Annotated in this window: 24 protein-coding genes; 20 read left to right on the top strand and 4 right to left on the bottom strand. The window is 69.0% G+C overall.

Features of this window, described 5'->3' with window-relative positions:
* Positions 1-29: 29 nt before the first annotated feature.
* The 4 genes from pgsA to AOZ06_RS37110 are packed head-to-tail and all read left to right on the top strand — an operon-like array spanning position 30 to position 3,635.
* The gene (gene pgsA / locus AOZ06_RS37125; protein ID WP_054293648.1) at positions 30-644 is read left to right on the top strand and encodes a phosphatidylinositol phosphate synthase; all 615 of its coding nucleotides are present in this window, start codon (positions 30-32) and stop codon (positions 642-644) included.
* The gene (locus AOZ06_RS37120) at positions 641-1,546 is read left to right on the top strand and encodes a phosphatidylinositol mannoside acyltransferase (protein ID WP_054293647.1); all 906 of its coding nucleotides are present in this window, start codon (positions 641-643) and stop codon (positions 1,544-1,546) included. The genes pgsA and AOZ06_RS37120 overlap by 4 nt, the downstream gene beginning before the upstream one ends.
* Entirely contained in the window at positions 1,543-2,673 is a 1,131-nt protein-coding gene (locus AOZ06_RS37115; RefSeq protein ID WP_054293646.1) for a glycosyltransferase family 4 protein, read from the top strand. Before AOZ06_RS37120 ends, AOZ06_RS37115 begins: the two co-directional genes overlap by 4 nt.
* A complete protein-coding gene (locus AOZ06_RS37110; protein ID WP_054293645.1) occupies positions 2,670-3,635 on the top strand; it encodes an NUDIX hydrolase in 966 nt (321 codons plus the stop codon). The genes AOZ06_RS37115 and AOZ06_RS37110 overlap by 4 nt, the downstream gene beginning before the upstream one ends.
* Before the next feature lie 62 nt (positions 3,636-3,697).
* Here the strand turns inward: AOZ06_RS37110 and AOZ06_RS37105 are convergent, their stop codons facing one another.
* Positions 3,698-5,815: an elongation factor G-like protein EF-G2 gene (locus AOZ06_RS37105; protein WP_054293644.1), complete on the bottom strand. Its 2,118-nt coding sequence runs from the start codon at positions 5,813-5,815 to the stop codon at positions 3,698-3,700.
* A gap of 238 nt (positions 5,816-6,053) precedes the next feature.
* Here AOZ06_RS37105 and pdxS point away from each other — a divergent pair, with 238 nt between their 5' ends.
* Positions 6,054-6,992 carry a pyridoxal 5'-phosphate synthase lyase subunit PdxS gene (pdxS, locus tag AOZ06_RS37100; protein ID WP_054293643.1) on the top strand — a complete coding sequence of 313 codons (939 nt, stop codon included), beginning with the start codon at positions 6,054-6,056 and terminating at the stop codon, positions 6,990-6,992.
* A 119-nt stretch (positions 6,993-7,111) separates the two neighbouring features.
* Here the strand turns inward: pdxS and AOZ06_RS37095 are convergent, their stop codons facing one another.
* On the bottom strand, positions 7,112-7,732 hold the full coding sequence (locus tag AOZ06_RS37095) for a TetR/AcrR family transcriptional regulator (RefSeq protein ID WP_054293642.1): 621 nt from the start codon (positions 7,730-7,732) through the stop codon (positions 7,112-7,114).
* A gap of 41 nt (positions 7,733-7,773) precedes the next feature.
* Here AOZ06_RS37095 and AOZ06_RS37090 point away from each other — a divergent pair, with 41 nt between their 5' ends.
* The 3 genes from AOZ06_RS37090 to AOZ06_RS37080 all read left to right on the top strand — a co-directional run bounded on the left by AOZ06_RS37090 (position 7,774) and on the right by AOZ06_RS37080 (position 13,212).
* Positions 7,774-8,901 (top strand): abortive phage infection protein, encoded by a 1,128-nt coding sequence (locus tag AOZ06_RS37090; protein ID WP_157233458.1) that lies wholly within the window; start codon positions 7,774-7,776, stop codon positions 8,899-8,901.
* Positions 8,902-9,041: 140 nt separating this feature from the next.
* On the top strand, positions 9,042-11,753 hold the full coding sequence (locus AOZ06_RS37085) for an AfsR/SARP family transcriptional regulator (RefSeq protein ID WP_054293640.1): 2,712 nt from the start codon (positions 9,042-9,044) through the stop codon (positions 11,751-11,753).
* 73 nt (positions 11,754-11,826) lie between these two features.
* The gene (locus AOZ06_RS37080) at positions 11,827-13,212 is read left to right on the top strand and encodes an amino acid permease (protein ID WP_054293639.1); all 1,386 of its coding nucleotides are present in this window, start codon (positions 11,827-11,829) and stop codon (positions 13,210-13,212) included.
* Here the strand turns inward: AOZ06_RS37080 and AOZ06_RS37075 are convergent.
* Positions 13,209-13,748: a TetR/AcrR family transcriptional regulator gene (locus AOZ06_RS37075; RefSeq protein WP_257721497.1), complete on the bottom strand. Its 540-nt coding sequence runs from the start codon at positions 13,746-13,748 to the stop codon at positions 13,209-13,211. The two genes, AOZ06_RS37080 and AOZ06_RS37075, sit on opposite strands and share 4 nt — an antisense overlap.
* Before the next feature lie 98 nt (positions 13,749-13,846).
* Between AOZ06_RS37075 and AOZ06_RS37070 the strand changes: the two genes are divergently transcribed.
* From AOZ06_RS37070 to AOZ06_RS37035, 8 genes are all read left to right on the top strand, one after another.
* On the top strand, positions 13,847-14,275 hold the full coding sequence (locus AOZ06_RS37070) for an SRPBCC domain-containing protein (RefSeq protein ID WP_083472176.1): 429 nt from the start codon (positions 13,847-13,849) through the stop codon (positions 14,273-14,275).
* Between the two features lie 42 nt (positions 14,276-14,317).
* Entirely contained in the window at positions 14,318-14,935 is a 618-nt protein-coding gene (gene pdxT, locus AOZ06_RS37065; RefSeq protein ID WP_054293636.1) for a pyridoxal 5'-phosphate synthase glutaminase subunit PdxT, read from the top strand.
* A gap of 25 nt (positions 14,936-14,960) precedes the next feature.
* Positions 14,961-15,713 (top strand): YebC/PmpR family DNA-binding transcriptional regulator, encoded by a 753-nt coding sequence (locus AOZ06_RS37060; RefSeq protein ID WP_054293635.1) that lies wholly within the window; start codon positions 14,961-14,963, stop codon positions 15,711-15,713.
* Positions 15,714-15,929: 216 nt separating this feature from the next.
* Positions 15,930-16,439: a DUF4262 domain-containing protein gene (locus tag AOZ06_RS37055; RefSeq protein ID WP_157233457.1), complete on the top strand. Its 510-nt coding sequence runs from the start codon at positions 15,930-15,932 to the stop codon at positions 16,437-16,439.
* Positions 16,440-16,644: 205 nt separating this feature from the next.
* Positions 16,645-18,207, top strand: a complete 1,563-nt coding sequence (locus AOZ06_RS37050) for an NAD(P)-binding domain-containing protein (RefSeq protein ID WP_054293633.1) — start codon at positions 16,645-16,647, stop codon at positions 18,205-18,207.
* Entirely contained in the window at positions 18,207-19,256 is a 1,050-nt protein-coding gene (locus tag AOZ06_RS37045) for an alpha-hydroxy acid oxidase (RefSeq protein WP_054293632.1), read from the top strand. The genes AOZ06_RS37050 and AOZ06_RS37045 overlap by 1 nt, the downstream gene beginning before the upstream one ends.
* On the top strand, positions 19,250-20,572 hold the full coding sequence (locus AOZ06_RS37040; RefSeq protein ID WP_157233456.1) for a cytochrome P450: 1,323 nt from the start codon (positions 19,250-19,252) through the stop codon (positions 20,570-20,572). The genes AOZ06_RS37045 and AOZ06_RS37040 overlap by 7 nt, the downstream gene beginning before the upstream one ends.
* 9 nt (positions 20,573-20,581) lie before the next feature.
* Complete coding sequence (locus AOZ06_RS37035) at positions 20,582-21,844, top strand: cation:proton antiporter (protein ID WP_054293631.1); 1,263 nt, start codon at positions 20,582-20,584, stop codon at positions 21,842-21,844.
* On the opposite strand, the gene AOZ06_RS37030 is transcribed toward AOZ06_RS37035, so the two are convergent.
* On the bottom strand, positions 21,805-22,248 hold the full coding sequence (locus AOZ06_RS37030; RefSeq protein ID WP_236951863.1) for a cupin domain-containing protein: 444 nt from the start codon (positions 22,246-22,248) through the stop codon (positions 21,805-21,807). The genes AOZ06_RS37035 and AOZ06_RS37030 overlap by 40 nt on opposite strands.
* A gap of 87 nt (positions 22,249-22,335) precedes the next feature.
* On the opposite strand from AOZ06_RS37030, the gene ruvC reads away from it, so the two are divergent.
* From ruvC to yajC, 4 genes are all read left to right on the top strand, one after another.
* Positions 22,336-22,911 (top strand): crossover junction endodeoxyribonuclease RuvC, encoded by a 576-nt coding sequence (ruvC, locus tag AOZ06_RS37025; RefSeq protein ID WP_054293629.1) that lies wholly within the window; start codon positions 22,336-22,338, stop codon positions 22,909-22,911.
* Positions 22,908-23,501 carry a Holliday junction branch migration protein RuvA gene (gene ruvA, locus AOZ06_RS37020; RefSeq protein WP_054293628.1) on the top strand — a complete coding sequence of 198 codons (594 nt, stop codon included), beginning with the start codon at positions 22,908-22,910 and terminating at the stop codon, positions 23,499-23,501. Before ruvC ends, ruvA begins: the two co-directional genes overlap by 4 nt.
* A gap of 9 nt (positions 23,502-23,510) precedes the next feature.
* Positions 23,511-24,551 (top strand): Holliday junction branch migration DNA helicase RuvB, encoded by a 1,041-nt coding sequence (gene ruvB, locus AOZ06_RS37015; RefSeq protein ID WP_054293627.1) that lies wholly within the window; start codon positions 23,511-23,513, stop codon positions 24,549-24,551.
* 114 nt (positions 24,552-24,665) lie between these two features.
* Positions 24,666-25,073 carry a preprotein translocase subunit YajC gene (gene yajC / locus AOZ06_RS37010; protein ID WP_054293626.1) on the top strand — a complete coding sequence of 136 codons (408 nt, stop codon included), beginning with the start codon at positions 24,666-24,668 and terminating at the stop codon, positions 25,071-25,073.
* The last annotated feature ends 52 nt before the right edge of the window (positions 25,074-25,125 follow it).

Here is a 25,125-nt window from a genome sequence, read left to right as displayed (position 1 = left end):
GAGTCGATCAGGGTGCCCGCCGAGATCCCATGCTGAACATCTTCGCCCGTGCCTCGGTCAACCGCGTGACCGACCCGATGGGCGCATGGCTCGTCCGAATCGGACTGACGCCCAACGCGATGACCGTGATCGGCACCCTCGGCGCGGTCGCAGGCGCGGTCTGGTTCTTCCCGCGCGGCCAGCTCGTCGCCGGCACGTTCGTGGTGTGGGGCTTCGCCATGCTCGACCTGCTCGACGGCGCGATGGCGCGGGCCAAGGGCGGCAGCGGCACCAAGTTCGGCGCGGTGCTGGACTCCAGTTGTGACCGCATCGCCGACGGCACCCTCGGCGCCGCCGTCGCCTGGTACTGCCTGGCCGTCGCGCAGAATCACCTGCTGGGCGCCGCCGCGCTGATCTGCCTGGTCAGCGGTCAGGTCATCTCGTACGTGAAGGCCAGGGCGGAATCCACCGGGCTGACCGCGGATGTCGGCATTGTCGAGCGCGCGGAGCGCCTGATCATCACACTGGTGGGTACGGGGCTGTACGGACTGGGTGTGCCGTACGCCTTGCATGTCGCGTTGTGGCTGCTCGCGGTCCTGTCGGTGGTGACGGTGATCCAGCGGCTGGTCGCGGTGTGGCAGGGGGCGCAGGAGGCGAACGCGTGAAGGAACGACTGGTGGACGCCGCGTACGGCGCCGGGTGGGGCCTGGTGAAGCTCCTGCCGGAGTTCGTGGCGCGTCCGGCGTTCCGGGCCGGTGCCGACCTCGCCACCCGGCGCAACGGCGGCGGTACCCAGCAGTTGCGGCGCAACCTGCGGCGCGTGGTCCCCGGTGCGTCGAGCGCGGAACTGGACGAACTCGTCCGGCAGGGCATGCGGTCGTACTCGCGGTACTGGAAAGAAGTCTTCCGCCTGCCGACCATGGACCACCGGGCGATCGCCCGCCAGGTCGACGCGGTCGTCATCGGCCGTGACGTGGTCGACGCGGCCAAGGAGCGCGGCAAGGGCCTGGTCCTCGCACTGCCGCACACCGGCAACTTCGACGTCTCCGGCATCTGGCTGGCCCAGAACTACGGCGAGTTCACCACGGTCGCGGAACGGCTCAAGCCCGAGTCGGTGTGGGAACGGTTCCTGGCCTACCGGCGGTCGCTGGGTTTCGACGTCATCCCCTTGACCGGCGGTGGCAGCGGCCCGTTCCGCGGCATGGTCCAGCGCCTGAAGGACAACGGCGTCGTGTGCCTGGTCGCCGACCGCGACCTGACCAGCTCCGGCGTGCCGGTCACGTTCTTCGGCGAGGAGACCCGGATGCCGCCCGGTCCGGCCCGGCTGGCCGCGAGCACCGGCGCGACCCTCGCCGTGGCCGACAACCTGTTCACCGACGGCGGCTGGGGCCTGCGGATCCATTCGCCGCAGCTGGTCGAGTCCCGCGCGGACGTGCCCGCCGCGACCCAGGCGCTGGCCGACGGCTACGCCAAGGACATCGCCGAACACCCGGCCGACTGGCACATGCTGCAGAAACTCTGGCTCTCCGACCTGTCCGGCGCACGCAGGGAAGCGCTCGGCCGATGAGGATCGGTGTCGTGTGCCCGTACTCCTTCGAGGTCCCCGGCGGAGTGCAGGCCCACGTGGTCGACCTGGCCAGGGCGCTGCGGGGGATGGGCCACGAGGTCGACGTGCTCGCGCCCGCCGACGAGGACACGCCGCTGCCCGACTTCGTCCACCCCGCCGGTCGCGCGGTCGGCATCCCGTACAACGGGTCGGTCGCGCGCTTGTCGTTCGGGCCGGTGTCGTACGCGCGGGTGCGGCGGTGGATCCGGGAGCGCGACTTCGACGTGCTGCACCTGCACGAGCCGATCGCGCCGAGCCTCTCGCTGCTGGCGCTCATGGTCGCCGAAGGCCCGATCGTGGCCACGTACCACACGTCCACGACGAGATCCCGCGCGCTGAACGCGTTCCAGATCGTGCTCCAGCCGTTCCTCGAGAAGATCACCGCCCGGATCGCGGTGTCGGCGCTGGCCCGCCGCGTCCAGGTCGAGCACCTCGGGGGCGACGCGGTGCAGATCCCCAACGGCGTGGACGTCGGGTTCTTCGCCGACGCGAAACCGCTCGACGGGTATCCGCGCGCCGAGCCGACCGTCGGGTTCGTCGGCCGGTTCACCGAGCCGCGCAAGGGGATGCCGGTTCTGCTGGCCGCGATGCGCCAGCTCCTGCCCGACCTGCCGGGGCTGCGGCTGCTGGTGGTCGGCAGCGGCGACACCGACGATCTCGTGCGGGCGGCCGGTCCTGAGCTGGCCGGCCGGATCGACCTGCTCGGCCAGGTCGACGACGTGACCAAAGCACGGGCGCTGAGCAGCGTCGACGTGTACTGCGCGCCGAACACCGGCGGTGAGAGCTTCGGGATCATCCTGCTCGAGGCGATGGCCGCGGGCACACCCGTGGTGGCCAGCGACCTCGACGCGTTCCGCCGTGTCCTCGACGACGCGACAGCGGGCGTGGTGACCCCGGTGGGCGATTCGACGCGGTTGGCCCAGGCGCTGCACGGTTTGCTGCGGGACCCGGCCCAGCGCGCCGCGCTGGCGGCCGAGGGCGCGCGTCGTGTCGCGGCGTTCGACTGGTCGGTGATCGCCGGTCAGGTCCTGCGCGTGTACGAGGCCGCGATCGCCGCCGACCCACGGCACGTTGCGGAGGCGCCATGACCACCCTGCTGCTGATCGCCATCCCGGTGGTGGTGGTCCTGGTGGTGTGGCTGATGGCAACGGCGAACCGCCTGGACAGGCTCCATATCCGCACCGACGCCGCATGGGCCGCGTTGGAGGCCGCGCTCGACCGTCGCGCGGTCGTGGCACGGACCGTGGCCGCGACGGGCGCGGCGCACGGCGAACTCCGTGAGATCGCCGACCACGCGGAGCACGCGGCGCGATCGGACCGCGAGGCCGCGGAGAACGAACTGAGCCGTGAACTGGCCGCCGTCGAACGTGCGCGGCTCCCGTTGGCGCTGGTGGCCGAGTTGGTCGACGCGGAACAACGCGTGGTGATCGCCCGACGCGTGCACAACGACGCCGTCCGGGACACGCTCTCGCAACGCCGGCGCCGAACCGTCCGGTGGCTCAAGTTGGCGGGGACCGCGCCGCAGCCGCAGTACTTCGAGATCGCCGAACCGGAGCTCAACGGCGAGGCCGCGCCCGTTCCCCGGCCGTCGGCGCGTGTGCTGCTCCTCGACGAGGACGGGCGTGTGCTGCTGTTCCACGGCGGCAACCCCAGCGACGCCGACGACACGTTCTGGTTCACCGTCGGCGGCGGAGTCGAACCCGACGAGGACATCCGCGCCGCGGCGCTGCGCGAGCTGCACGAGGAAACCGGCATCGAACTCGACGACAAGGAGCTGGTCGGGCCGGTCTGGCGGCGCCGCGCGGTGTTCAGCTTCGACGGCCGCAGCTACGACGCCGAGGAGTGGTTCTTCGTCGCGACCACGCCGACGACCACAGTGGATACGTCCGGCTTCAACCGGATCGAGCTCGACACGATCGACGAACATCGCTGGTGGAGCGCAGCAGATCTGCGCTCCACCACCGACACCGTCTATCCCGTGCAGCTCGCCGACCTGCTCCCGGAACTGCTCGAGTCCGAATGGGACGGACGAACCAAACCCGTCCGCTGACCCAGGACAACCTCGTGAGTGTTTAGTCCGGTTAGAACCGGACTAAACACTCACGAGGTTGTTCAGGTCATGGTGGCTGCGAGGTTCTGCGGCAGCGGGTCGAACCGGCTGAACTCGCGGGTGAACGTGGCCGAGCCGGAACTGAGCGACCGCAGGTCGATCGCGTACCGGATCAGTTGTGTCGCCGGGACTTCCGCGCGGATCACGGAGTAGCCCGGTGACGGGTCCGCCTCGGTGCCCAGCACCCGGCCGCGACGGCCGGACAGGTCGCCGAGGACCGTGCCGAGGTGCTCGTCCGGCAACCGCACCAGCACGGTGTCGACCGGTTCCAGCAGCGTGATCTGACCGGACGCGGCGGCTTCCTTCAACGCCATCGACCCGGCGGTCTGGAACGCCGCGTCGGAGGAGTCCACGCTGTGCGCCTTGCCGTCGACCAGCGTGACCTTGATGTCCACCACCGGGTTGCCCGACAGCAGGCCGCGCTCGAGCTGCGCCCTGATGCCCTTCTCCACGCTCGGGATGAACTGGTGCGGGATCGCGCCACCGACGATCTTGTCGACGAACTGGAACCCGGAGCCACGCGGCAGCGGCTCGACGACGATGTCGCAGACGGCGTACTGCCCGTGGCCGCCGGACTGTTTGACGTGTCTGCCCTTCGCCTTGGCCTGCCCGGCGAACGTCTCGCGCAACGCGACCTTCACCGGCTCCGTGTCCACGTCCGCGCCACCCGAGCGCAGCCGCGCGAGCACGACGTCGGCGTGCGCCTCACCCATGCACCACAACACGAGCTGGTGTGTCTCGGCGTTGCGCTCCAGCCGCAGCGTCGGGTCGCCTGCCACGAGCCGCGCCAGGTTGCGTGCCATGGTGTCCTCGTCGCTGCGTGTCTTGGCCACGACCGCGACCGGCAGCAACGGTTCCGGCATCTGCCACGGCGCCATCAGCAACGGGTGCTCCGGCGCGGACACCGTGTCGCCGGTTTCCGCCGAACCGACCTTGGTCAACGCACACAAGTCGCCCGCGACGCAGTACGGGACCTCCCGCAGCGTCGCACCCAAGGGGGAGTAGATGTGCGCGACACGTTCGTCCACGTCGTGGTCTTCGTGCCCGCGTTCGGCCATGCCGTGCCCTGACACGTGCACCGGGCGTTCCGGCCGCAACGTCCCGGAGAACACGCGCACCAGCGACACCCGTCCGACGTAGGAGTCCACTGCGGTGCGCACGACCTCCGCCGCCAGCGGCCCGTCCGGGTCGGCCTTCAGCTTCTCCGGCGACTGGCCGTTGGGGTCGGTGACCTCGGGAAGCGGGTGTTCCAACGGCGACGGGAACGCTCGTTTGATGCCGTCGAGCACTTCGGCGAGTCCCACGCCGGTCGCCGAGCAGACGGGGATGACGGGGTGGAAGGAGCCGCGCGCGACCGCTTTCTCCAGGTCTTCGATCAGGGTGTCCTGGTCGAGGTCCTCACCGGCGAGGTACCGGTCCATCAGGGTCTCGTCCTCGCTCTCGGCGATGATCCCCTCGATCAGCTCGTTGCGCGCCTCGGTCATCGGCTCGAGGTCGGCCGGATCCGGCTGGCCGATCTTGGGCGGGTAGCCGTCGGAGTAGTCGAAGAACCGCTGGGTGATCAACCCGACCAGGCCGTTTCTGGCGGGCAGGTACAGCGGCAGCACGCCTGCGCCGAACGCCTCCTGGCACGCGGCGATCTCGCTGGCGGCGTCCGCGCGCTGGTGGTCCAGCCGTGCCACGATCACCGCGCGGGGCATGCTGACGGCCGCGCACTCCTCCCACACGGCGATGGTCGCGGCGTCCACGCCTTCGGCGGCGCAGACGACGAACAGGGCGGCGTCCGCCGCGCGCAGACCGGCGCGCAGTTCGCCGACGAAATCGGCGTATCCGGGTGTGTCGATGAGGTTGATCTTCACGCCGTCGTGCATCAGCGGCGCGACCGACAAGCCGACCGAACGCTGCTGGCGGACGGCGGCCGGGTCGTGGTCGCAGACCGTGGTCCCCTCGGTGACCGACCCCGCGCGCGACAACACACCGGCGGCGGTGAGGAGGGCTTCGGTCAGTGTGGTCTTCCCCGAGCCGGAGGGCCCCACCAGCACCACGTTGCGCACTTTGGCGGGGTCGTCCACAGCGACCGCGGCTCCGGCGTCTCCGTTCTCGGTGTGTTTTCCAGCCATAGCCTTCGACCTCCCGCACGGACAGTGTTCAGCTGCAGGACACAATGTGCTCGATCTCACACCCGTTCGCAGGTCGGGGACAACCCCGCAGATGCGCTGCCATCCGGTGGTAGTAACGGCATCGCGATCGGCCACCTGGGGGTGACAGGAGCCACACGCTGGGGATTTGATGAAGTGGCCTGGTGGTATTGCGTTAGATTGGCCCGTGGGAAGGGGCCACGTCCGCCGTACGATTCGGATGACCAATTCTTCCGTCGAGAGGACGCCTTCGGTGACCACCAGCCCAGAATCCGTCCCGCAGACCGGGACCGCCCGCGTGAAGCGCGGTATGGCGGAGATGCTCAAGGGCGGAGTGATCATGGACGTGGTCACCGCTGAGCAGGCCAAGATCGCCGAGGACGCCGGTGCCGTCGCGGTCATGGCGCTCGAGCGCGTGCCCGCCGACATCCGCGCGCAGGGCGGCGTCTCCCGGATGAGCGACCCGGACATGATCGACGGCATCATCGCCGCCGTGTCGATCCCGGTGATGGCCAAGGCCAGGATCGGGCACTTCGTCGAGGCGCAGGTGCTGCAGTCGCTCGGCGTTGACTACATCGACGAGTCCGAGGTGCTCACCCCGGCCGACTACGCCAACCACATCGACAAGTGGCAGTTCACGGTGCCCTTCGTCTGCGGTGCCACCAACCTGGGCGAGGCGCTGCGCCGGCTCACCGAGGGCGCGGCCATGATCCGCTCCAAGGGCGAGGCGGGCACGGGGGACGTGTCGAACGCGACGACCCACATGCGCAAGATCCGCCAGGAGATCCGCCGCCTGCAGAACCTGCCGGAGGACGAGCTCTATGTGGCGGCCAAGGAGCTGCAGGCGCCGTACGAGCTGGTCAAGGAGGTCGCCGAGCTCGGCAAGCTGCCGGTCGTGCTGTTCACCGCCGGTGGCATCGCGACCCCGGCCGACGCGGCGATGATGATGCAGCTCGGCGCGGAGGGCGTGTTCGTCGGCTCCGGCATCTTCAAGTCCGGCAACCCGGCGCAGCGCGCCGAAGCGATCGTGAAGGCCACCACCTTCCACGACGACCCCGACGTGATCGCGAAGGTCTCGCGCGGCCTGGGCGAGGCGATGGTCGGCATCAACGTCGACGAGATCCCGCAGCCGCACCGCCTGGCCGAGCGCGGCTGGTGACAATGACCAAGTCCTGACACGGCAACAGGACGACACAGCAACACGGCGATGGCCGGTGTCAGGTGGCACCGGCCATCGCCATTGCTGTCACCGGACAAGTCCGCCACGCGGCGAACGTATCAGTGCGGGGTGCTTCGCACTGCCTGCTCGAAGATGTCCGCCAGTTCGATCGCCAGGCGTGCGACATCCGTGTCCGGCCGGGTGAACATCTCCACGCTCACCGCTTCCAATGAGGACATCAACGCCAGCGCCATCACCCGCGGCGCGAACTGGCGGAACTCGCCCGCGTCCTGGCCGCCGCGGAACATGTCCGCCATCTCGACCAGCGTGCTGTCGCGCCGCCGCTCGGACCATTGCTGTGCCTCGGCCGCGCTCGCGGCGATCCGGCTGATCGCGATCAGCTCCTTCGGGTGCGCCGCGCAGTAGTGCACGTATCCCTCGATCAGCCGCCGCAGCGAGTCCAGGTGGCTCGCCGATGCCTCGATCCTGCCGGTGAGGTCGGCGTCCATCGACTCGTGCACGGCGATCATCACCTGGTTGATCAGGTCCTCGCGGTTGGCGAAGTGGTAGCTGATCAACCCCGCGCTGATGCCCGCGCGGGTGGCGATCCGGGCGAAGGACGCCTTGGCGTAGCCGAGTTCGGCGATGGTCTCGATCGCCGCGCCGATGATCTGCCCGCGCCGGGCCTCCTCGATGAACGAGCGCCGTTCCTGGCGGCCTCGCTCATTTTCTGGTTGCATGACCAATATCCTAGTTGCTCAACCAGTCGAGGGGAATGTCCATGAAGCGAGCGACTTTCTTACGCGCGGCCGTGGCCGCGGCCGGTGGCCTGGCCGTGGCCGGACTGACGAGTGAGGCGAGCGCGCAACCGGACGCCGGGCGCGAACCCCTGCGGGGCGGGGTCACCTACGACACCGGCGTCCTGCACTACCGCGACCAGCCGCTGAGCCGGGCGCGCTGGACCCGCGCGCTGATGGAACATGACCTCGACGTGATCGCCGGACGCCTGAACTGCCCGTCGGTCAGCGTGTTCGGCACGGAGATCGACCGCCAGACAGCGACCACACGCGCCGCCGCCGAACGCGGATTGACCGTCTACGTGCAACCACGTCTCTACGACCACAGCCAGCGGGAGATCCTCGACCACCTCGCCGAGTCGGCGCGCCAGGTCGAGCGGCTGCGCAGACAGGGCGCACGGATCGTCTTCGCGGCCGGGTGCGAACACATCCTGTTCACGCCGGACATCGTGCCGGGCGCGAACTTCGAGGAGCGCATCGCCAACATCGGCACGCTGCCGCCGCAGGAGTGGCCGAACGTGGCCAACCGCCTCAACGCGTTCCTCGCCAAGGCGGCGGCGGTGTCACGCCAGAACTTCGGTGGCACCGTCACCTACGGCGGAGCGTTCTTCGAGCCGGTCGACTGGTCGGTGTTCGACATGGTCGGCGTCGACTACTACGAGTACTTCGGGACCGACGCCGAATACCGCGCCGACCTCGCCAAGTACCGCAAGTGGAACAAGCCGCTCACGATCATGGAATTCGGCAGCTGCACGTACCCGGGCGCGCCGCAGCGAGGCGGCTCCGGATACGACATCGTCGACTACGAGCAGGTGCCGCCGGTGATCAGGCCCGGCTACGCCCGCGACGAGCACGCCCAGGCCGGCCACATCGCCCGGCTGCTCAGGATCTTCGCGGCCGAGCGGATTCCCGCGCACGTCTACACGTTCGTCAACCCCGGCGCGCCGCACTCGCCGGTCCGTGAGCACGACATGGACATCGCGTCGTTCAGCGTCGTCAAGACCGTGCGCGACCGGCACGACGACCCGTACTCGCGGTACCGCTGGGAGGCCAAGGAATCGTTCCGGGCGCTGGCGCGGCACAACGCTTGGCGTTCGCATAGCGGCATGTGACACCGTCCTTGCGGGCCGAGGGGCTACCAGGCCGCCGTCACTCGTCACCGCCCGAACGGGTGGCGGCGGCTGTCGCCTGTTTGGCCGACGTGCGCCCAGCGCGGACATGTAACCCTGTGTTCCTGCCATGCGGGTGGGGAGTGGGGGAACCGAGTGTGCTGAGCTACCGGCTGCTGGGACCGCTGTGCGTGCTGCGGGATGGCACCGGGATCCGGCTCGGCGCACCGCAGGCACGGGCTGTGCTCGCGCTGCTGCTGATGGCGTCGGGCGAGGTCGTGACCCGTGACCGGATCGCCGACCAGCTGTGGGGCGACGAGCCGCCCGCCTCGTCGAAGGTGCAGATCCAGGGGCTGGTCTCGCACCTGCGCCGCGCGCTGGCAGGCGCGGCGATCGTGACCCACGGCGCCGGGTACTCGATGGACGTCACACACCGTGACGACGAACGGTTCGGCCGGCTGGTCGCCGAGGGGCGCGAGCTGATCGACGACGGGCAACTCGAAGCCGGGGCGCGCAAGCTGCGGACCGCGCTGGACCTGTGGCGCGGCGAGTACCTCGCGGACATCGACATCCCGGCCGCGCGCGGCACCGCGGCGCAACTGGCGGAACTGCGCCTCGGGACGATCGAGGACCGCATCGCGATCGATCTCGACCTGGGCCACAGCGCCCAGGTCACACCGGAGCTGACGGACCTGATCGAGGAGCACCCGTTCCGCGAACGGCTGCGCGGCCAGCTGATGACGGCGTTGGCGCGGTCCGGCCGGATCGCGGAAGCCCTGACGGCGTACGACACCTGGCGTCGAGTGCTCAACGACGAACTCGGTGTGCAGCCGTCACCGGCGTTGCGCGCGCTGCACGGCGGCATCCTGCGCGCCGAACCCGGCCTGCGGCCCTTGAGCTACGCGACACACCGGCCCGGCGCGCCACGGCAGCTGCCACCGGACATCCCGGATTTCGTCGGCCGGAACGAGATCCTCGACGCGGGGCTGCGCCGCGTGCTGCTGCTCACCGGGCCGGGCGGGATCGGCAAGTCCACGCTGGCGATCAGGCTGGCACACCGAGTCGAACGGCGGTTCCCGGACGGTCAGCTGTTCGCGTCGCTGCGCGCGACCGGCGCCGAGCCGTCGGCACCGGTGGCGGTGCTCGGCCGGTTCCTGCGTGCGTTGGGCGTGCCCACCGACATGGTGCCGACCGAGCTCGCCGCCTCTGCCGGACTGTTCCAGGACATGCTCAACGGACGGCGGATGCTGGTGGTGCTGGACGACGCGCTCGACGAGCACCAGATCCGGCCGCTGCTGCCGGACGACCCGGGCTGCGCCGCCATCGTGACCAGCCGCCATCCGCTGCGGGCGGCGGATTCCGATGTGGACACAGTGGAGCTGACCGGCTTGCCCGTCGGTGACATGAGCACCTTGCTGTCCGGCTTGCTGGCGGGCGGGGTGCCGGGCGGCGACTTGGCCGAGCTGCACGCGCTGTGCGCGGGGTCGCCGCTCGCGGTCCGGATCGTCGGCGGGCGGATGGCGGAGAGACCACAGTGGACGGTTGCGCACGTTGTCCGGTCGCTGTCGGCAGGACGGGACCGGTTGCCTTCGCCGGACCGCGCTGTCCGGTCCAGTTTCCTGCTCAGCCACCGGGAACTGCGCCCGGACGCGAAGCAGCTGTTGCGCGCGCTCGGCGCGATGCGCGGCAGCGACTTCCCCGGCTGGGTGGCGACGGCGTTGCTCGGCGGTGACGAGGCGCGGCCGTTGCTCGCCGAACTCGTGGCGCGGCACATGGTTCAGCGCGTCGGCCCGGACAGGTACCGCATGCACGACCTGCTTCGCGCGTTGGCCGAGGACAGCTCGGCGCGGATGCCGGACAACGCGGTCGAACGGGTGCTGGGCGGGTGGTTGTGGCTCGCCGAGTCCGCCGCGAGCCACCTGCCGCCGAACGTCCTGCGCGCCGCGCCGGGAGCGGCGCCACGCTGGCCGATGCCGGGCGCCGGCGTGGACGGCGACTCGCTGACGTGGTTCGACGCCGAACATTCCGCGCTCGAAGCCGCGATCACCCTGGCCGCCGACGTCGGCCTCGGCGGGTTCGCGTGGGAGCTGGCAGCGGTGTGCTCGACGTACTTCGAGCACCGCGGCCTGTTCGACGACTGGCTGCGGTGCTGCCTGCTGGCGTTGCCGGCCGCGCGGCGATCCGGATGCGACCGTGGCGTGGCCGCGCTGCTGCGCAACATCGGGCAGGTGCACATCTTCCACGACCGCTACCCGCAAGCCGCTGCCGCGGTGACCGAGTCGTTCGAGATCAGCGAGCGGATCGGGGACCGGCCGGGGATGGCGCGCGGGCTGTCCGGGCGGGCGATCGTGGCCCGCGAGCTCGACCGGTTCGACGAAGCGATGCCGTACTTCCGGCGCGCGCTGGCGATCTTCACCGAGACGGGTGATCTGCACGGCGCGATCCAGGTGCGCAACAACGTCGCGCAGATCCGCATGCGACAAGGTCTGTTCGACGACGCGCAGGCGTGCCTCGACGAGTCGTTGCGCGCGTGCGCGGTCCTCGACGACGACCACCGCACGGCCAGCGTCCTGCGCGTCTACGGCCGCTTGTGCCTGGAACGGGAGGACGCGCCCGGCGCCGTCGGCCACCTGGGACGCGCACTGGAGATCGTGGACGCGATGCGTGACGAGCGGTGCACCGCGCACGCCCGCCTGCTGCTCGGACGGGCTCACACGATGCTCGGGGACTACGAGGCGGCCCGAAATGCGCTGAGGACGGCGTCTGTCCAATTTGTCGAGACGGGGAACGGGCGCAGTGAGGCAACTTGTGCGCGGCTACTGGGGGAACTATTCCCAGCTCATGACCGATTGTGACGTTCGCCTCACGCTAAGTCTTCCTTAAGTGCTCTCGATCGTGGCCGAGTCCACTGGCTACGGTCCCGCAGTTATGGACTCGGTCGACGAAGACGGATACCAAAAGGCGCTGGGCAAACGCCAGGTGCAGATGATCGCCATCGGTGGCGCCATCGGCGTCGGGCTGTTCCTCGGCGCGGGCGGGAAGCTCAACCAGGCCGGTCCGTCGCTCGTGCTCTCGTACGCGCTGTGCGGTATCGCCGCGTACTTCGTCATGCGCGCACTGGGCGAGCTGGTCATGCACGAACCCAGCTCCGGCAGCTTCGTGACGTACGCCCGGAAGTTCATCGGCCCGTGGGCGGGCTTCGCCTCGGGCTGGATGTACTGGGTGAACTGGGCGATGACCGGCATCGCCGAGATCACGGCGGTGGCGATCTACGTGCACCGCTGGCTGCCCGACGTGCCGCAGTGGATCACCGCGATGGTCGCGCTCGGCGTGCTGCTCGCGGTCAACCTGCTGTCGGTGAAGCTGTTCGGTGAGCTGGAGTTCTGGTTCTCGCTGATCAAGGTGCTGGCCATCGTGGTGTTCCTGGTGGTCGGCATCGGCCTGGTGGTGACCGCCGCGGACATCGGCGGGACGCACGCGGGCGTGGCCAACCTGACCGAGCACCAGGGGTTCTTCCCGGCGGGAGTCGGCATCGCGCTGATGACGCTGCAGGCCGTGATCTTCGCGTACTCCGCGATCGAGCTGGTCGGCATCGCGGCGGGGGAGACCAAGGACCCGGAGAAGATCCTGCCGAAGGCGATCAACAGCGTGGTCTGGCGGATCGCGATCTTCTACGTCGGCTCGGTGCTGCTGCTGGCCATGCTGCTGCCGTGGCCGTTCTACAACGGCGGCGAGAGCCCGTTCGTCACGGTCTTCTCGCGGCTGGGCATCCCCGGCATCGGCGACATCATGAACGCGGTCGTCCTCACCGCCGCGCTCTCGTCGTGCAACTCCGGTCTCTACTCGACCGGGCGCATCCTGCGTGCGCTGGCCGCGAAGGGCGAGGCGCCGAAGTTCGTCGGCAAGATGAGCGCGCGGCACGTGCCCTACGGCGGCATCCTGTTCACGGCGGTCGCCTACGTGTTCGGCGTGGTGCTGAACTACCTCGTGCCCAAGGAGGCGTTCGACATCGCGATCGCCATCGCGTCACTGGGCGTGGTCGCGACCTGGGCGACGTTGATCATGTGCCAGATGCGGCTGCGCCAGGCGGCGTTGCGCGGCGAACTGGAACGCCCCTCCTATCGCATGCCGGGCGCGCCGTACACCGGGTGGGCCACGCTCGGTTTCCTCGCGCTGGTCATCGTGCTGATGGCGTTCTCCGACGGCGCCGAGCGGATCGCGTTCTACTCGTTGCCCGCGATCGTGATCGTGCTGGCCATCGGCTGGCGGGTGATCTCGCGCCGCCGGGCGTCGGAGTCGATCTCGCTCGACTAGGCCGTGCTGCCCTCGGCCGGCCGGAACAACCGGCCGAGGTACCCGCGGTAGAGCGCGGGCAGGTCAACGGTGCCGGGGTCGAGCAGCCACAGGGTGACCGCGCCTTCCAGGAAGGCGAGCAGCTCCGTGGCGACGGCTCCGGCGTCCATGTCCGGCCGTTCGCTGCCGACGACCGCGGCGATGTGACCGCGCAGCACCCTGGAGCGCTCGCGGAAGCGCTCACGCACAGACGAATGGCCGTCCAGGTGTTCGGCCTGCAGCACCACGTGCACCAAGGCGAGCCCGCGTTCGCTGATCATGTACTCCGCGTCGGCGATGAGCTGCTCGACCAGCCCGTCGACGCCACCCGCCCGCCGTGCGACACGCGCGACCGCGCGTGCGTCGTACTCGTCGAGGACGGCCTGCAGCACGGCGTCCTTCGAACCGAAGTGGTGGATCACCGCCGACGGGGTGATGCCCGCTCGTTCGGCGATCGCCGCGACACCCGTACCCGGGAAGCCCTGCTGCGCGAACAGTTCGATGGCGGCATCGACGATGCGGCGCCGCCGCTCGACTCCGCGCTGCTGTTTCTGCCCCTTGACCCCTGCGATTTCCGCAGTCTAACCGGTCGCGCCGATCATTATACTGAACAATCATGCAGGAAAATGAAGTGGTCACGTCCATCGTCATCGACGCGCCGCCGGACCGGGTCTGGCACGTCCTCACCGCTTTCGACCAGTACGGACGCTGGCACCCGACACTGGAGATCCGCCGCGGCGAACCCGTCCCCGGATCGCCGATCCAGATGCGCATCGCCGCCGGCACGGCGGCCGAACGCGCGGCCGAGGGCACAGTGCTCGAAGCGACGGCGAACCACGTGCTGAGCTGGGAAGGAGGCATGCCCGGTCTGCTGTACGGGCATCACCGGTTCGAACTGGCCGAGCAGGACGGCCGCACGCACCTGACCAACCGCGAGAGCTTCACCGGGTCGATGGTCGCCGAGGTCATGGCCGGTGGCCGGGAGGTCCTCCTCGCCGAGTTCGACGCGGCCAACCAGGCGCTGAAGGCGTACGCCGAAGCCTGATCTTCTAAGCTGGCAGGAGGCGTTTCGGGAGGGGAACCCAGGGTGACAGCTCAGCCAGTCGTCGGTGTACTCGCGCTGCAGGGCGACGTGCGGGAGCACGCGGCTGCCCTCACGGAGTGTGACGTGCGGGTCCAGCCGGTGCGCCGGGCCGAGGAACTCGACGGCGTGCACGGCATCGTGCTGCCCGGCGGCGAGTCCACGACCATGTCGCGGCTGCTGGAGACGTTCGACCTGCTCCAGCCGCTCAAGGCGCGGATCGCGGACGGCCTGCCCGCGTACGGCTCGTGCGCGGGCATGATCATGCTGGCCTCGAAGGTGCTGGACGGCAGGCCCGACCAGCACCAGCTCGACGGCATCGACATGATCGTGCGCCGCAACGCGTTCGGCAGGCAGGTCGACTCGTTCGAGGAGGACCTGGAGTTCACCGGCATCGACGGCGGGCCGATGCACGCCGTGTTCATCCGCGCCCCGTGGGTGGAGTCGGTGTCGCCGGAGGTGGAAGTGCTCGCTACGGTGCCGGATACGGAAACGGCGGGAGCGGCCGCCGGTAGGATCGTCGCGGTTCGGCAACGGTCCGTGCTGGCCACCGCCTTCCACCCGGAACTCACCGGCGACAAGCGGGTGCACCGGCTGTTCACGGAGATAGTTCGGGCGTCCTGACTGGCGCGTAGACGACGGAGGAGAGATGAGCGGCCACTCCAAGTGGGCGACTACCAAGCACAAGAAGGCCGCCCTCGACGCCAAGCGTGGCAAGCTGTTCGCGAAGCTGATCAAGAACATCGAGGTCGCCGCGCGGACCGGCGGGGGCGACCCGGACGGCAACCCCACGCTGTACGACGCCATGCAGAAGGCGCGCAAGAACTCGGTCCCGCTGGACAACATCGAGCGCGCCCGCAAACGCGGCGCCGGTGAAGAAGCCGGTGGTGCCGAATGGCAGACGATCATGTACGAGGGCTACGGCCCGAACGGCGTGGCGCTGCTGGTCGAGTGCCTGACCGACAACCGCAACCGCGCGGCGGGCGAAGTGCGTACCGCCATGACGCGCAACGGCGGCTCGATGGCGGACCCCGGCTCGGTGTCGTACCTGTTCAACCGCAAGGGCGTCGTGCTGATCCCCTCGAACGACCTGTCCGAGGACGACGTGCTGATGGCCGTCATCGACGCGGGCGCGGAAGAGGTCAACAACCTCGGCGAGAGCTTCGAGATCGTCTCCGAGGCGACGGACCTGGTGGCCGTGCGCAAGGCGGTGCAGGACGCGGGCTACGACTACGAGTCGGCCGAGTCCAGCTTCCTGCCGTCGGTGTCGGTGCCGTTGGACGTGGACGGCGCGAAGAAGGTCTTCAAGCTGATCGACGCGTTGGAAGACTGCGACGACGTGCAGAACGTGTTCGCCAACTTCGATGTAAGCGACGACATCCTGGCGGCTGTCGACGCGTGACACGTGTTCGCACAGTGCTGAATTCCATGTAAGCGACGACATCTTGGCGGCTGTCGACGCGTGACACGTGTTCGCACAGTGCTGAATTCCATGTAAGCGACGACATCTTGGCGGCTGTCGACGCGTGACACGTGCAGTGCCGAAACCCCGGGCTGTGCCCGGGGTTTTCGCTTGGCCGGGTGATCGCCCGATCAGGTGAGCAGGCACAATGGTCGCGTGCCCGAGCCGCTGAACCCTGAAGAACAGAGATTCCGCGACTGGCTGCTGCACGAGACTGAAGTCAATGGTTGCGCGGTCATCGAAGTCCCACCGGACGAGGAAGGCGCGGGCTACACGTTCTCGGTCGGCGCGTGGCGCCGGTACGGTGTCGCCGAAGCCGTCGTGCTCGGCCTGCCGGAAGGCATGGGACCGGTGCTGATCAACGCCTACCTCGACCGGGCGAGGTCCGGCGAGCGGTTCCTGCCCGGCCACGTGTACGACGAGTTCTTCGACGGCGTGCCCGTCACGGTCGAGCGCGTGAACAAAGGCCATTACCTGGAGTACTTCGGCAGCGCGTTCGTGCTGTACCGAAAGGGCGACTTCCCGGCGCTGCAACTGCTCATCCCCACAGCCGAAGGCCAGTGGCCGTGGTCGGCCGACGCGCCGATGGGATTCTCGGACTGGCAACACGTCCTGACCGAAAGCGGGCGACCGGAAAGCTGGGTGCCCGGCCTGAACGGTCCGTAGCGCAGCCGTTGCCGGCACGGTGCGGAGTGCGGTGAGCAACGCCCGTCGAGCCGATGTGCATACCAGGTGGACCGGTGGGGGACAACGCCCGAAAGATCGTTGGAAAACTGGGAAAATAACGTTGTCCGACTATCGAACTGTCCCGTGGTCGCGTGCGTAGTCATGCCTTGTCACCCAGCTCAAGGCGTGTCCACGGAGGGGATGTATGCCCACTACCACGGATTATCTGGTGATCGGGGCCGGTCCGGCCGGACTGCAGCTCGGCTATTTCCTCGACCGCGCCGGACGGGACTACCTGGTGGTCGAGGCGGGGCCGTCGGCCGGTTCGTTCTTCGCCGGCTTCCCCCGGCACCGGCAGCTGATCTCGATCAACAAACCGCACACCGGGATCGACGACCCCGAGTTCAACCTGCGGATGGACTGGAATTCGCTGCTGTCCGACGACGACGAACTCCTGTTCACCAAATACACCCCGCGCTACTTCCCCGCCGCCGACGACATGGTCCGCTACCTCGGTGACTACGCCACGAAACTCGGCCTGAACATCAGGTACGACTCGCGAGTCACCGAGGTCCGCAAACGCGAGACCTTCGAAGTCGTCGACCAGAACGGCGAGGTGTACCGCGCGCCGGTGCTGGTCGTCGCCACCGGCCCCGCCAAGCCGTACCTGCCGGACATCCCGGGCATCGAGCTGGCCGAGCCGTACACCACTGTCAGCGTCGACCCACAGGACTTCGTCGACCAGCGCGTGCTCATCCTCGGCAAGGGCAACTCGGCGTTCGAGACCGCCGACAACCTCGTCGAGACCGCCGCCGTCATCCACGTCGCCGGGCCGAACTCGGTGCGGCTCGCCTGGCAGACCCACTTCGTCGGGCACCTGCGCGCGGTCAACAACAACTTCCTGGACAGCTACCAGTTGAAGTCGCAGAACGCCATCCTGGACGGTCACGTGCTGCGCATCCGCGAGGAGGGCGACGGGTTCGTCGCGTCGGTGAGCTTCTCCAGGGCCGACGGTGTCGTGAAGGACATCCCCTACGACCGGGTCATCGCGTGCACGGGTTTCCGGCTCGACACGTCCATCTTCGCCGAGGAGTGCAGGCCGGAACTGGTGATCAAGGACCGGTTCCCGGCGCAGACCAGCGAGTGGCAGTCCACCAACGTGCCCGGCATGTACTTCGCGGGCACGATGATGCAGGTCCGCGACTTCAAGAAGTCCACGAGCGGGTTCATCCACGGCTTCCGCTACACCGTCAAGGCGCTGCACCGGATCCTGGAGCGCAAGGTCGAGGGCCGCGAATGGCCGTACGTCCCGCTCGCGGCGGACGCGAAAGCGCTGAGCGACGCGATCATCGCGCGGGTCAACCGCAGTTCCGCCCTGTGGCAGCAGTTCGGCAAGCTCGGCGACCTGATCTCGGTGAAGGGCAGAGACGCCGCGTACTTCGAGGAAGTCCCGGTCGACTACGCCCACGACAGCCAGTTCGCCGACGAGTACTTCACCATCACCCTGGAGTACGGGCCGGACCACGACAAAGTGGACCCGTTCGACATCAACGCCCGCCGGATCTCACCGGACAACCCTCACAAAGCCTATGACGCCGCCTACCTGCACCCGGCCGTCCGGCACTTCCAACGCGGCGCGTTGCTCGCCGAGCACCATATTGCCGAGAACCTGGAGAACGACTGGACGAGTGAGGACAACCACCGCAAGCCGTTGACCGACTTCCTCGCCGACCGGCTGTCACAGACGGTCCTGACAGTGGCACCGTAATGCGGTTGTCGGTCAGGGAATTCGAGGCGCTGGCCAGGGACCGTCTGCCGCGGTACGCGTACGACTTCTTCGCGGGCGGGGCCGACGACGAGGTGACCCTGCGGGCGAACGAGAACGCGTTCACTCGCCTGAGTCTCGTACCACGTGTGCTGCGTGGGCACCGGGAACGCGATCTCGGCACGACCTTGCTCGGCGCCAGGATCGCGGTGCCGGTCGTGCTGTCGCCGACCGCTTTCCACCGGCTCGCCCACCCTGAGGGCGAACGGGCCACCGCGCGAGCGGCCGCCGCGGCGGGCACGGTCATGATCGCCAGCATGGCCTCGACGGTGCCCGTCGGCGACATCGCCAAGGCGGGCGGGGACGACCTCGTGCTGTGGTTGCAGATCTACGTCCAGCCCGACGCGCGGATCACCCGGGAGCTGGTCGGGCGTGCCGAGGACGCGGGCTGCCGCGCGTTGGTCGTCACGGTCGACTCCCCGGTGTTCGGACGGCGGGAACGCGATCACCGCAACGGTTTCCACGACCTGCCGCCAGGCATGTACTGCGAGAACATGCGCGACCTCGGCGGGCAGCGAGGGGTACGCGACATCGAGATGGTCGCCGGCTTGTCGTGGGACCACGTCGACGAACTCGCCGCCATGACCGGCCTCCCGATCGTCCTGAAAGGACTGATGCATCCCGCTGACGCGGTCACCGCGGTGGCGCACGGCGTCAGCGGGCTGGTGGTGTCCAACCACGGCGGCCGTCAGCTCGACACCGCCGCGGCCACGATCGACGTGCTCGCGGGCGTGGCCTCGGCGGTCGGCGTCCCTGTCCTGGTCGACGGCGGGATCCGGCGTGGAACCGATGTCGTGAAAGCACTCGCGCTCGGCGCCGCCGCCGTCGGTATCGGCAGGCCCGTGCTGTGGGGTCTCGCGGCGCGTGGCGGGGAAGGCGTCAGTGAGGTGCTGGCCCTGCTGCGTGAGGAGATCGACCGGGCGCTGGCGTTGACCGGTTGCGCGTCGGTGCACGAGGTCACGAGCGATCTCGTCAGGGAGGCCCGGTGCTGACCGCTCTGATCGTCGTGCCTGCCGTGGCACTGCCCGTGTTCCTGATCAGCCTGCCGTTCTGGCTGCCCGACCTGGTCGTCCGGCTGCGGGTGCGGATTTTCGCGCACGTCAACGGAAGCGAGGGCATCCAAGTCGAGGTGGCCCGGTTCCGGGCGCTGTACGAGCACCCCGCGGCCGACGGGCGCAGCCGTGGCGCCGTGCTGTCCGACCTGTTCTGGTACTGGCTGGCACCGGGACCGCAGGTGCACCAGGAACACCTCGAACCGGGGGAGCGGTACACCGAGGTCGCCCGGACCACGCGGCGCATCCTGGCCGCGGTCCACGCGCGGTCCGCGAGCGTCGCCACGGAATGCACCGAGCGCGCACTCGCCGCGGTCCAAGGCAGACCAGTGAGCGTTGTCCGGTTGCGCGACCTGATGATGCCGATCTGGGCCGAGTTCTACTACCAGGTGGTGTTCGACGAGCCGTGCCCGCGGGAAGCACGTGACCTGATCGTCGGCAACGCCGACGACGTGGTCACGTCCCTGAAGTGCTGCGGCCTGCGGCACATGGCCAGACGCGACCGCCTGACGCGCTACCTGGTGCGCCGCATCGAGGCAGGTGACGTGCCGCACGACCTGCCCGGTGTGCTCAGCACGCAGGAACAGGCCTGGTACCTGCAAGGCACGTTCTTCAACACCGCCGTGGTGCAGTCCAGCGAGGCGATGGCGCACCTGCTCATGGCGGTCGCCGAACACCCCGAGGTGCAATCCGGCCTGGTCGGCGGCACGGTCGACATCGACCACGTGATGGACGAGGCGTTGCGCCTGTACCCGTTGTTCGGTGTGGCGCACCGGATCACCACCGGCGAGATCGGCGCCATCCCGACGGGCTCGGTGCTGCTGTTCAACTACGCCGACTTCCACCAGGCGGGGTTCGACAACCCGGACCGGTTCGACCCGTCCCGGTGGAAAACGTTGTCGGCCAAGGACGTCAACCATGTGCCGTACGGCGTCACGGCCAACCGCGCGTGCCCGGCCCGTGGTCTCATGCCCGTCACCATGCGCGCGGTCGTCTGCGCGACGCTCGCACGGTTCGAACTGCGCACGTCCGCGAAACACACCCGCTCCATCCCCAACCGCGGTCCGTGCCTGCTGACGGACCGGTTGGGACACACGCGTTCGGTGCGGTGGCGGCTGGCGGTCATGCGGTTGCGTGACCGTTGTGAGGACGTCACGCGCAGCGTCACCCAGCTCGTACTGGGCACCTACATGGTCTGGGACGCACGCCGCCAGCGCCTGTGCGGGCGCTACTTCGAACAGCCGGCCGTGGACTGAGGGGACATCATGGACATAGCCACCACCACCGCGCGGTTCTTCCTCGCCGCGGTCGTCATCCTGATCACCTGCCGCCTCGTGGTGATGGTCGCCCGCCGGATCGGGCAGCCGCCGGTCGTCGGCGAGATGATCGCGGGTGTGCTGCTCGGCCCGTCCCTGCTGGGCCTGTTGCTGCCCGGCGTGCAGGACTGGCTGTTGCCCGACGCGGTCCGGCCGATGCTGTACGTGGTCAGCCACATCGGGCTGGTCGCGTTCATGTTCGAGGTCGGCCACCGGTTCGCGTCGCACAAGGTCCGCGGCCTCGGCCGGCCGGCGGGGGCGGTGTCCCTCGCCGGCGTCACCGCGCCGCTGCTGCTCGGTGCCGCGCTGATCCTGCTGACCCAGGGACACATCGACGTGCTCAAGGACGGCGTGCCGGTCGGGGTGTCCGCGTTGTTCGTCGGTGTCGCGCTGGCCATCACCGCGTTCCCGATGCTGGCGCGGATCATCAGCGAACGGAACCTCACGCACACGCGTCAAGGATCGCTGTCGCTGGCCGCGGGCGCGCTCGACGACGGCGTTGCGTGGATCCTGCTCGCGTTGACGATCGGCCTCGCCACGGGCGACCCCAGCAGGATCCTCGTCACCGCGGGTGGGTCGTTGCTGTTCATCCTGGTGATCTGGTTCGTCGGCAGGCCCGTGCTCGCGTGGTTCATGGCCCGGCCCGGCACCGCGATGGAGCACCTCGTGCTGGCGACCGCGGTGGCGCTGTTCGCGGCCGCGTGGTGGACCGACCTGATCGGGCTGTACTCGGTGTTCGGCGGTTTCTGCCTCGGCTCCGTGTTCCCGCGCGGCGAACTCGCCGAGCGCGTCGTCAACTCGATCAGTTCGGTGACCAAAGTCGTTTTCCTGCCGCTGTTCTTCGCCTACTCCGGCCTGAACACGTCGTTCGGCCTGCTGGTCACCGTGCCGCTGATGCTGTTGACGCTGGGCAGCATCGCGGTCGCGGTGATCGGCAAGTTCGGCGCGTGCTGGGCGGCGGCCCGGCTGACCGGTGAGGACACGCACACCGCGATGCGCGTCGGTGTGCTGATGAACGCACGGGGCCTGATGCAGCTGATCGCGTTGAACGTCGGCCTGCAGGTCGGCATCGTGACCCAGGCGCTGTTCAGCGTCCTGGTCATGGTCGCCATCGTCACGACGATGATGACCGCGCCGTGGCTGAGCTGGCTCGACCGGCGCGCCGAACGCCGTCAGGCCAAGCGCGATATGTCCCCGGCCGCGGCCGGGTAGGCCTCGGCGAGGGGGCCTGCGTCGGCGAACGTGACGCTGTCGTCGCTGTACGGCGGTGCCATGAATGTGCCGAGCAGGCTCCACTCGCCCAGCGTCTCCGTGGCCTGCCACGTCCCCGCGGGCACGATGACCTGCGGGCGCTGGCCGTCAGCGAGGTCCATGCCCAGAACGGGCCGCTCGACGGTGCCGTCCGGGTGCAGCAGCAACATCCGGGCTGGCGCCCCCGCGTGGTACGAGAAGATCTCGACGTGCTCGAGCTTGTGCAGCCGCGACAGCTGCGGCGCGACGAGCATGTAGTAGATCGCCGACGCGTGCGGGTGACCGTTGAGATTTTCCTTGTACAGCCCGCCTTCCACCGGTAACGGCCGCAGGTCCAGCGCCTTGATGATCTCTTCGGGTGTCACGGTCCCATCATCCACAAAGCGTGTCCTGCGCATGCCCGCGCACACCACGCGTTACGCTCTCGAACAAGCGTTCTTAGGGGTGATGGTGTGCGGGTGCTCGGTGTTGACCCGGGCCTGACCAGGTGCGGTATCGCCGTGGTCGACGGCGGGACCGGTCGCAAGGTCAGTTGTGTCGCGGTGGACACGGTCCGCACGCCCGTCGACGCCGACCTGGCCGAACGGCTGCTGAAGGTCTCCGACGCCGTCGAAGGCTGGCTTGACCTGCACAAACCCGATGTGGTCGCGGTCGAGCGCGTGTTCAGCCAGTACAACGTGCAGACGGCGATGGGCACGGCGCAGGCCGGTGGTGTCGTCGCGGTCGCGGCGGCCCGGCGTGGCCTGAAGGTCGAGTTCCACACCCCCAGCGAGGTCAAGGCCGCCGTCACCGGGTCGGGCCGCGCGGACAAGGCGCAGGTGACCGCGATGGTCATGCGTCTGCTCAAACTGCAGGAGAAACCCGGCACCGCCGATGCCGCCGACGCGCTCGCGCTGGCCATCTGCCACATTTGGCGCGCACCGATGCGCACGCGGCTCGCCGAGGCCGAACAACGCGCGGCCGAACTGGCCAAGGTGCACAAGGCCCGGCTCGCCGAGGCCAGGAAAGCAAAAGGAGTGACGCGGTGATCTCGTCGGTACGCGGACCGGTGCTGTCGGTCGGCCTTGACCACGCCGTGATCGAGGTCGGCGGGGTCGGCTTCGCCGTACAGGCCGCGCCGTCCTGCCTGGCGACGTTGCGCCGCGGCGAGGAGGCGCAGCTGCACACCGCGCTGATCGTGCGTGAGGACTCGCTGACGCTGTACGGCTTCGCCGACACCGACGCCCGTGACCTGTTCTGGATGCTGCTGACCGTCTCCGGCATCGGGCCACGGCTCGGCCTCGCGATGCTCGCCGTGCTCGAACCCGACAAGCTGCGCAGCGCGCTGTCGGAGGGCAACGTGGCGATGCTGACGCAGGTCCCCGGCATCGGCAAGAAGGGCGCCGAGCGGCTGATCATCGAACTGCGCGACAAGGTCGGCGCGTGGACCAGCGGCGATTCGCCGGTCGCGCCGTCGGCCAGTGTCGTGCGCGGCTCGGTCGTGGAGGCCCTCGTCGGTCTCGGGTTCGCGCAGCGGGCCGCCGAACAGGCCGTGGACGGCGTGCTGGCGGACAACTCCGCCGCCGACACCGCCGCTGTGCTGCGCAAATCCCTCACCGTCCTCGGCCGCAAGCGATAGGGGAGCGACGTGCACGACGAGGACGCGCTCTCCCCGTTGGCGGAGGCGGAGGACCGTGACGTCGAAGCGACGCTGCGGCCGAAGCGGCTGAGCGAGTTCGTCGGCCAGGCACGCGTCCGTGAGCAGCTGACGCTCGTGCTCGAAGGCGCCATGCGGCGCGGTGCCCCACCTGACCACGTTCTGCTGTCCGGCCCGCCCGGCCTGGGCAAGACCAGCCTCTCCATGATCATCGCCGCCGAGCTGGGCAGCGCCATCCGGATCACGTCGGGCCCCGCGCTCGAACGCGCGGGCGACCTCGCCGCGATGCTGTCCAACCTGGTCGAGGGCGACGTGCTGTTCATCGACGAGATCCACCGGATCGCCCGGCCCGCCGAGGAGATGCTCTACCTGGCGATGGAGGACTTCCGGGTGGACGTCGTGGTCGGCAAGGGGCCGGGCGCCACCAGCATCCCGCTCGACATCGCCCCGTTCACGCTGGTCGGGGCCACGACCAGGTCCGGTGTGCTGACGGGCCCGCTGCGCGACCGGTTCGGCTTCACCGCGCACATGGAGTTCTACGAGGCGCACGAGCTCGAACAGGTCCTCACCCGTTCGGCCACCATCCTCGGCGTCGATCTGCGGCCGGACGGCGCGGTGGAAATCGCACGCCGGTCACGCGGCACACCCCGCATCGCCAACCGCTTGTTGCGCCGTGTGCGTGACTACGCGGAGGTACGAGCTAACGGTGCGGTCACAGTTGACGTCGCCCGTGCGGCGCTGGAGGTCTACGACGTCGATGAGCTGGGCCTCGACCGCCTGGACAGGGCCGTGCTGAACGCACTGGTCAGGTCGTTCGGCGGTGGGCCGGTCGGTATTTCGACTTTGGCTGTCGCGGTGGGGGAGGAGTCAACTACCGTGGAGGAAGTGTGCGAGCCCTACCTGGTACGGGCTGGCATGCTGGCAAGAACCCCTCGTGGCCGGGTGGCGACAGCGACCGCGTGGGCGCACCTCGGGTTGCAAGCCCCGAACGACGCACCAGGTCAGGCGGCGCCTACGCTGTTCGGTGAGTGACCGCGCGCACAGGCTGAATGCCTGGGCGTAACGCGCTGGTGGCACACTCGGCGGCAGGAAACCAGAACAATCGGGCATTTCCACTCCAACGGGATGTCCGCCGAACGGAGAGAAATGAACCTCGGGCAACTGCTTCCGTTTCTGCTGATCGCGGTGCTCATCGTGCCCATGGTGCTGATGAGCCGCAAGCAGAAGCGGGCGATGGCACAGCAGCAGGAACTGCAGAACTCGATCGAGGTCGGCGACAAGGTGATGACGACGTCGGGCCTGTACGGCTACGTCGCGAACACCGCGGACGACGCCACGGTTGACATCGAGATCGCCGACGGCGTGGTGACCACCTGGCTGCGTGCCGCGGTCCGCGAGAAGGTCAGCGACGACGTCGTCGAGGAGCCGGTCGAGGACGACGAGCCCGTCGCCGAGGCCGTGGAGACCAAGGACGAAGAGAAGAGCGTCGTGTCCGAGACGCCGAAGTCCACCGCCGAGGTCGCGCCGCCGCTCGAGCAGACCAAGAAGAGCTGACCGCGTTCAAACCGAGCGCTGGGGAAACACCAACCTCATCGCCTTCGCGGTA

The sequence above is a fragment of the Kibdelosporangium phytohabitans genome (assembly GCF_001302585.1).
Taxonomy (GTDB): domain Bacteria; phylum Actinomycetota; class Actinomycetes; order Mycobacteriales; family Pseudonocardiaceae; genus Kibdelosporangium; species Kibdelosporangium phytohabitans.
The sequence above is the reverse complement of the archived record's forward strand: the minus strand, read 5'-3'. Positions and strand labels throughout refer to the sequence as shown.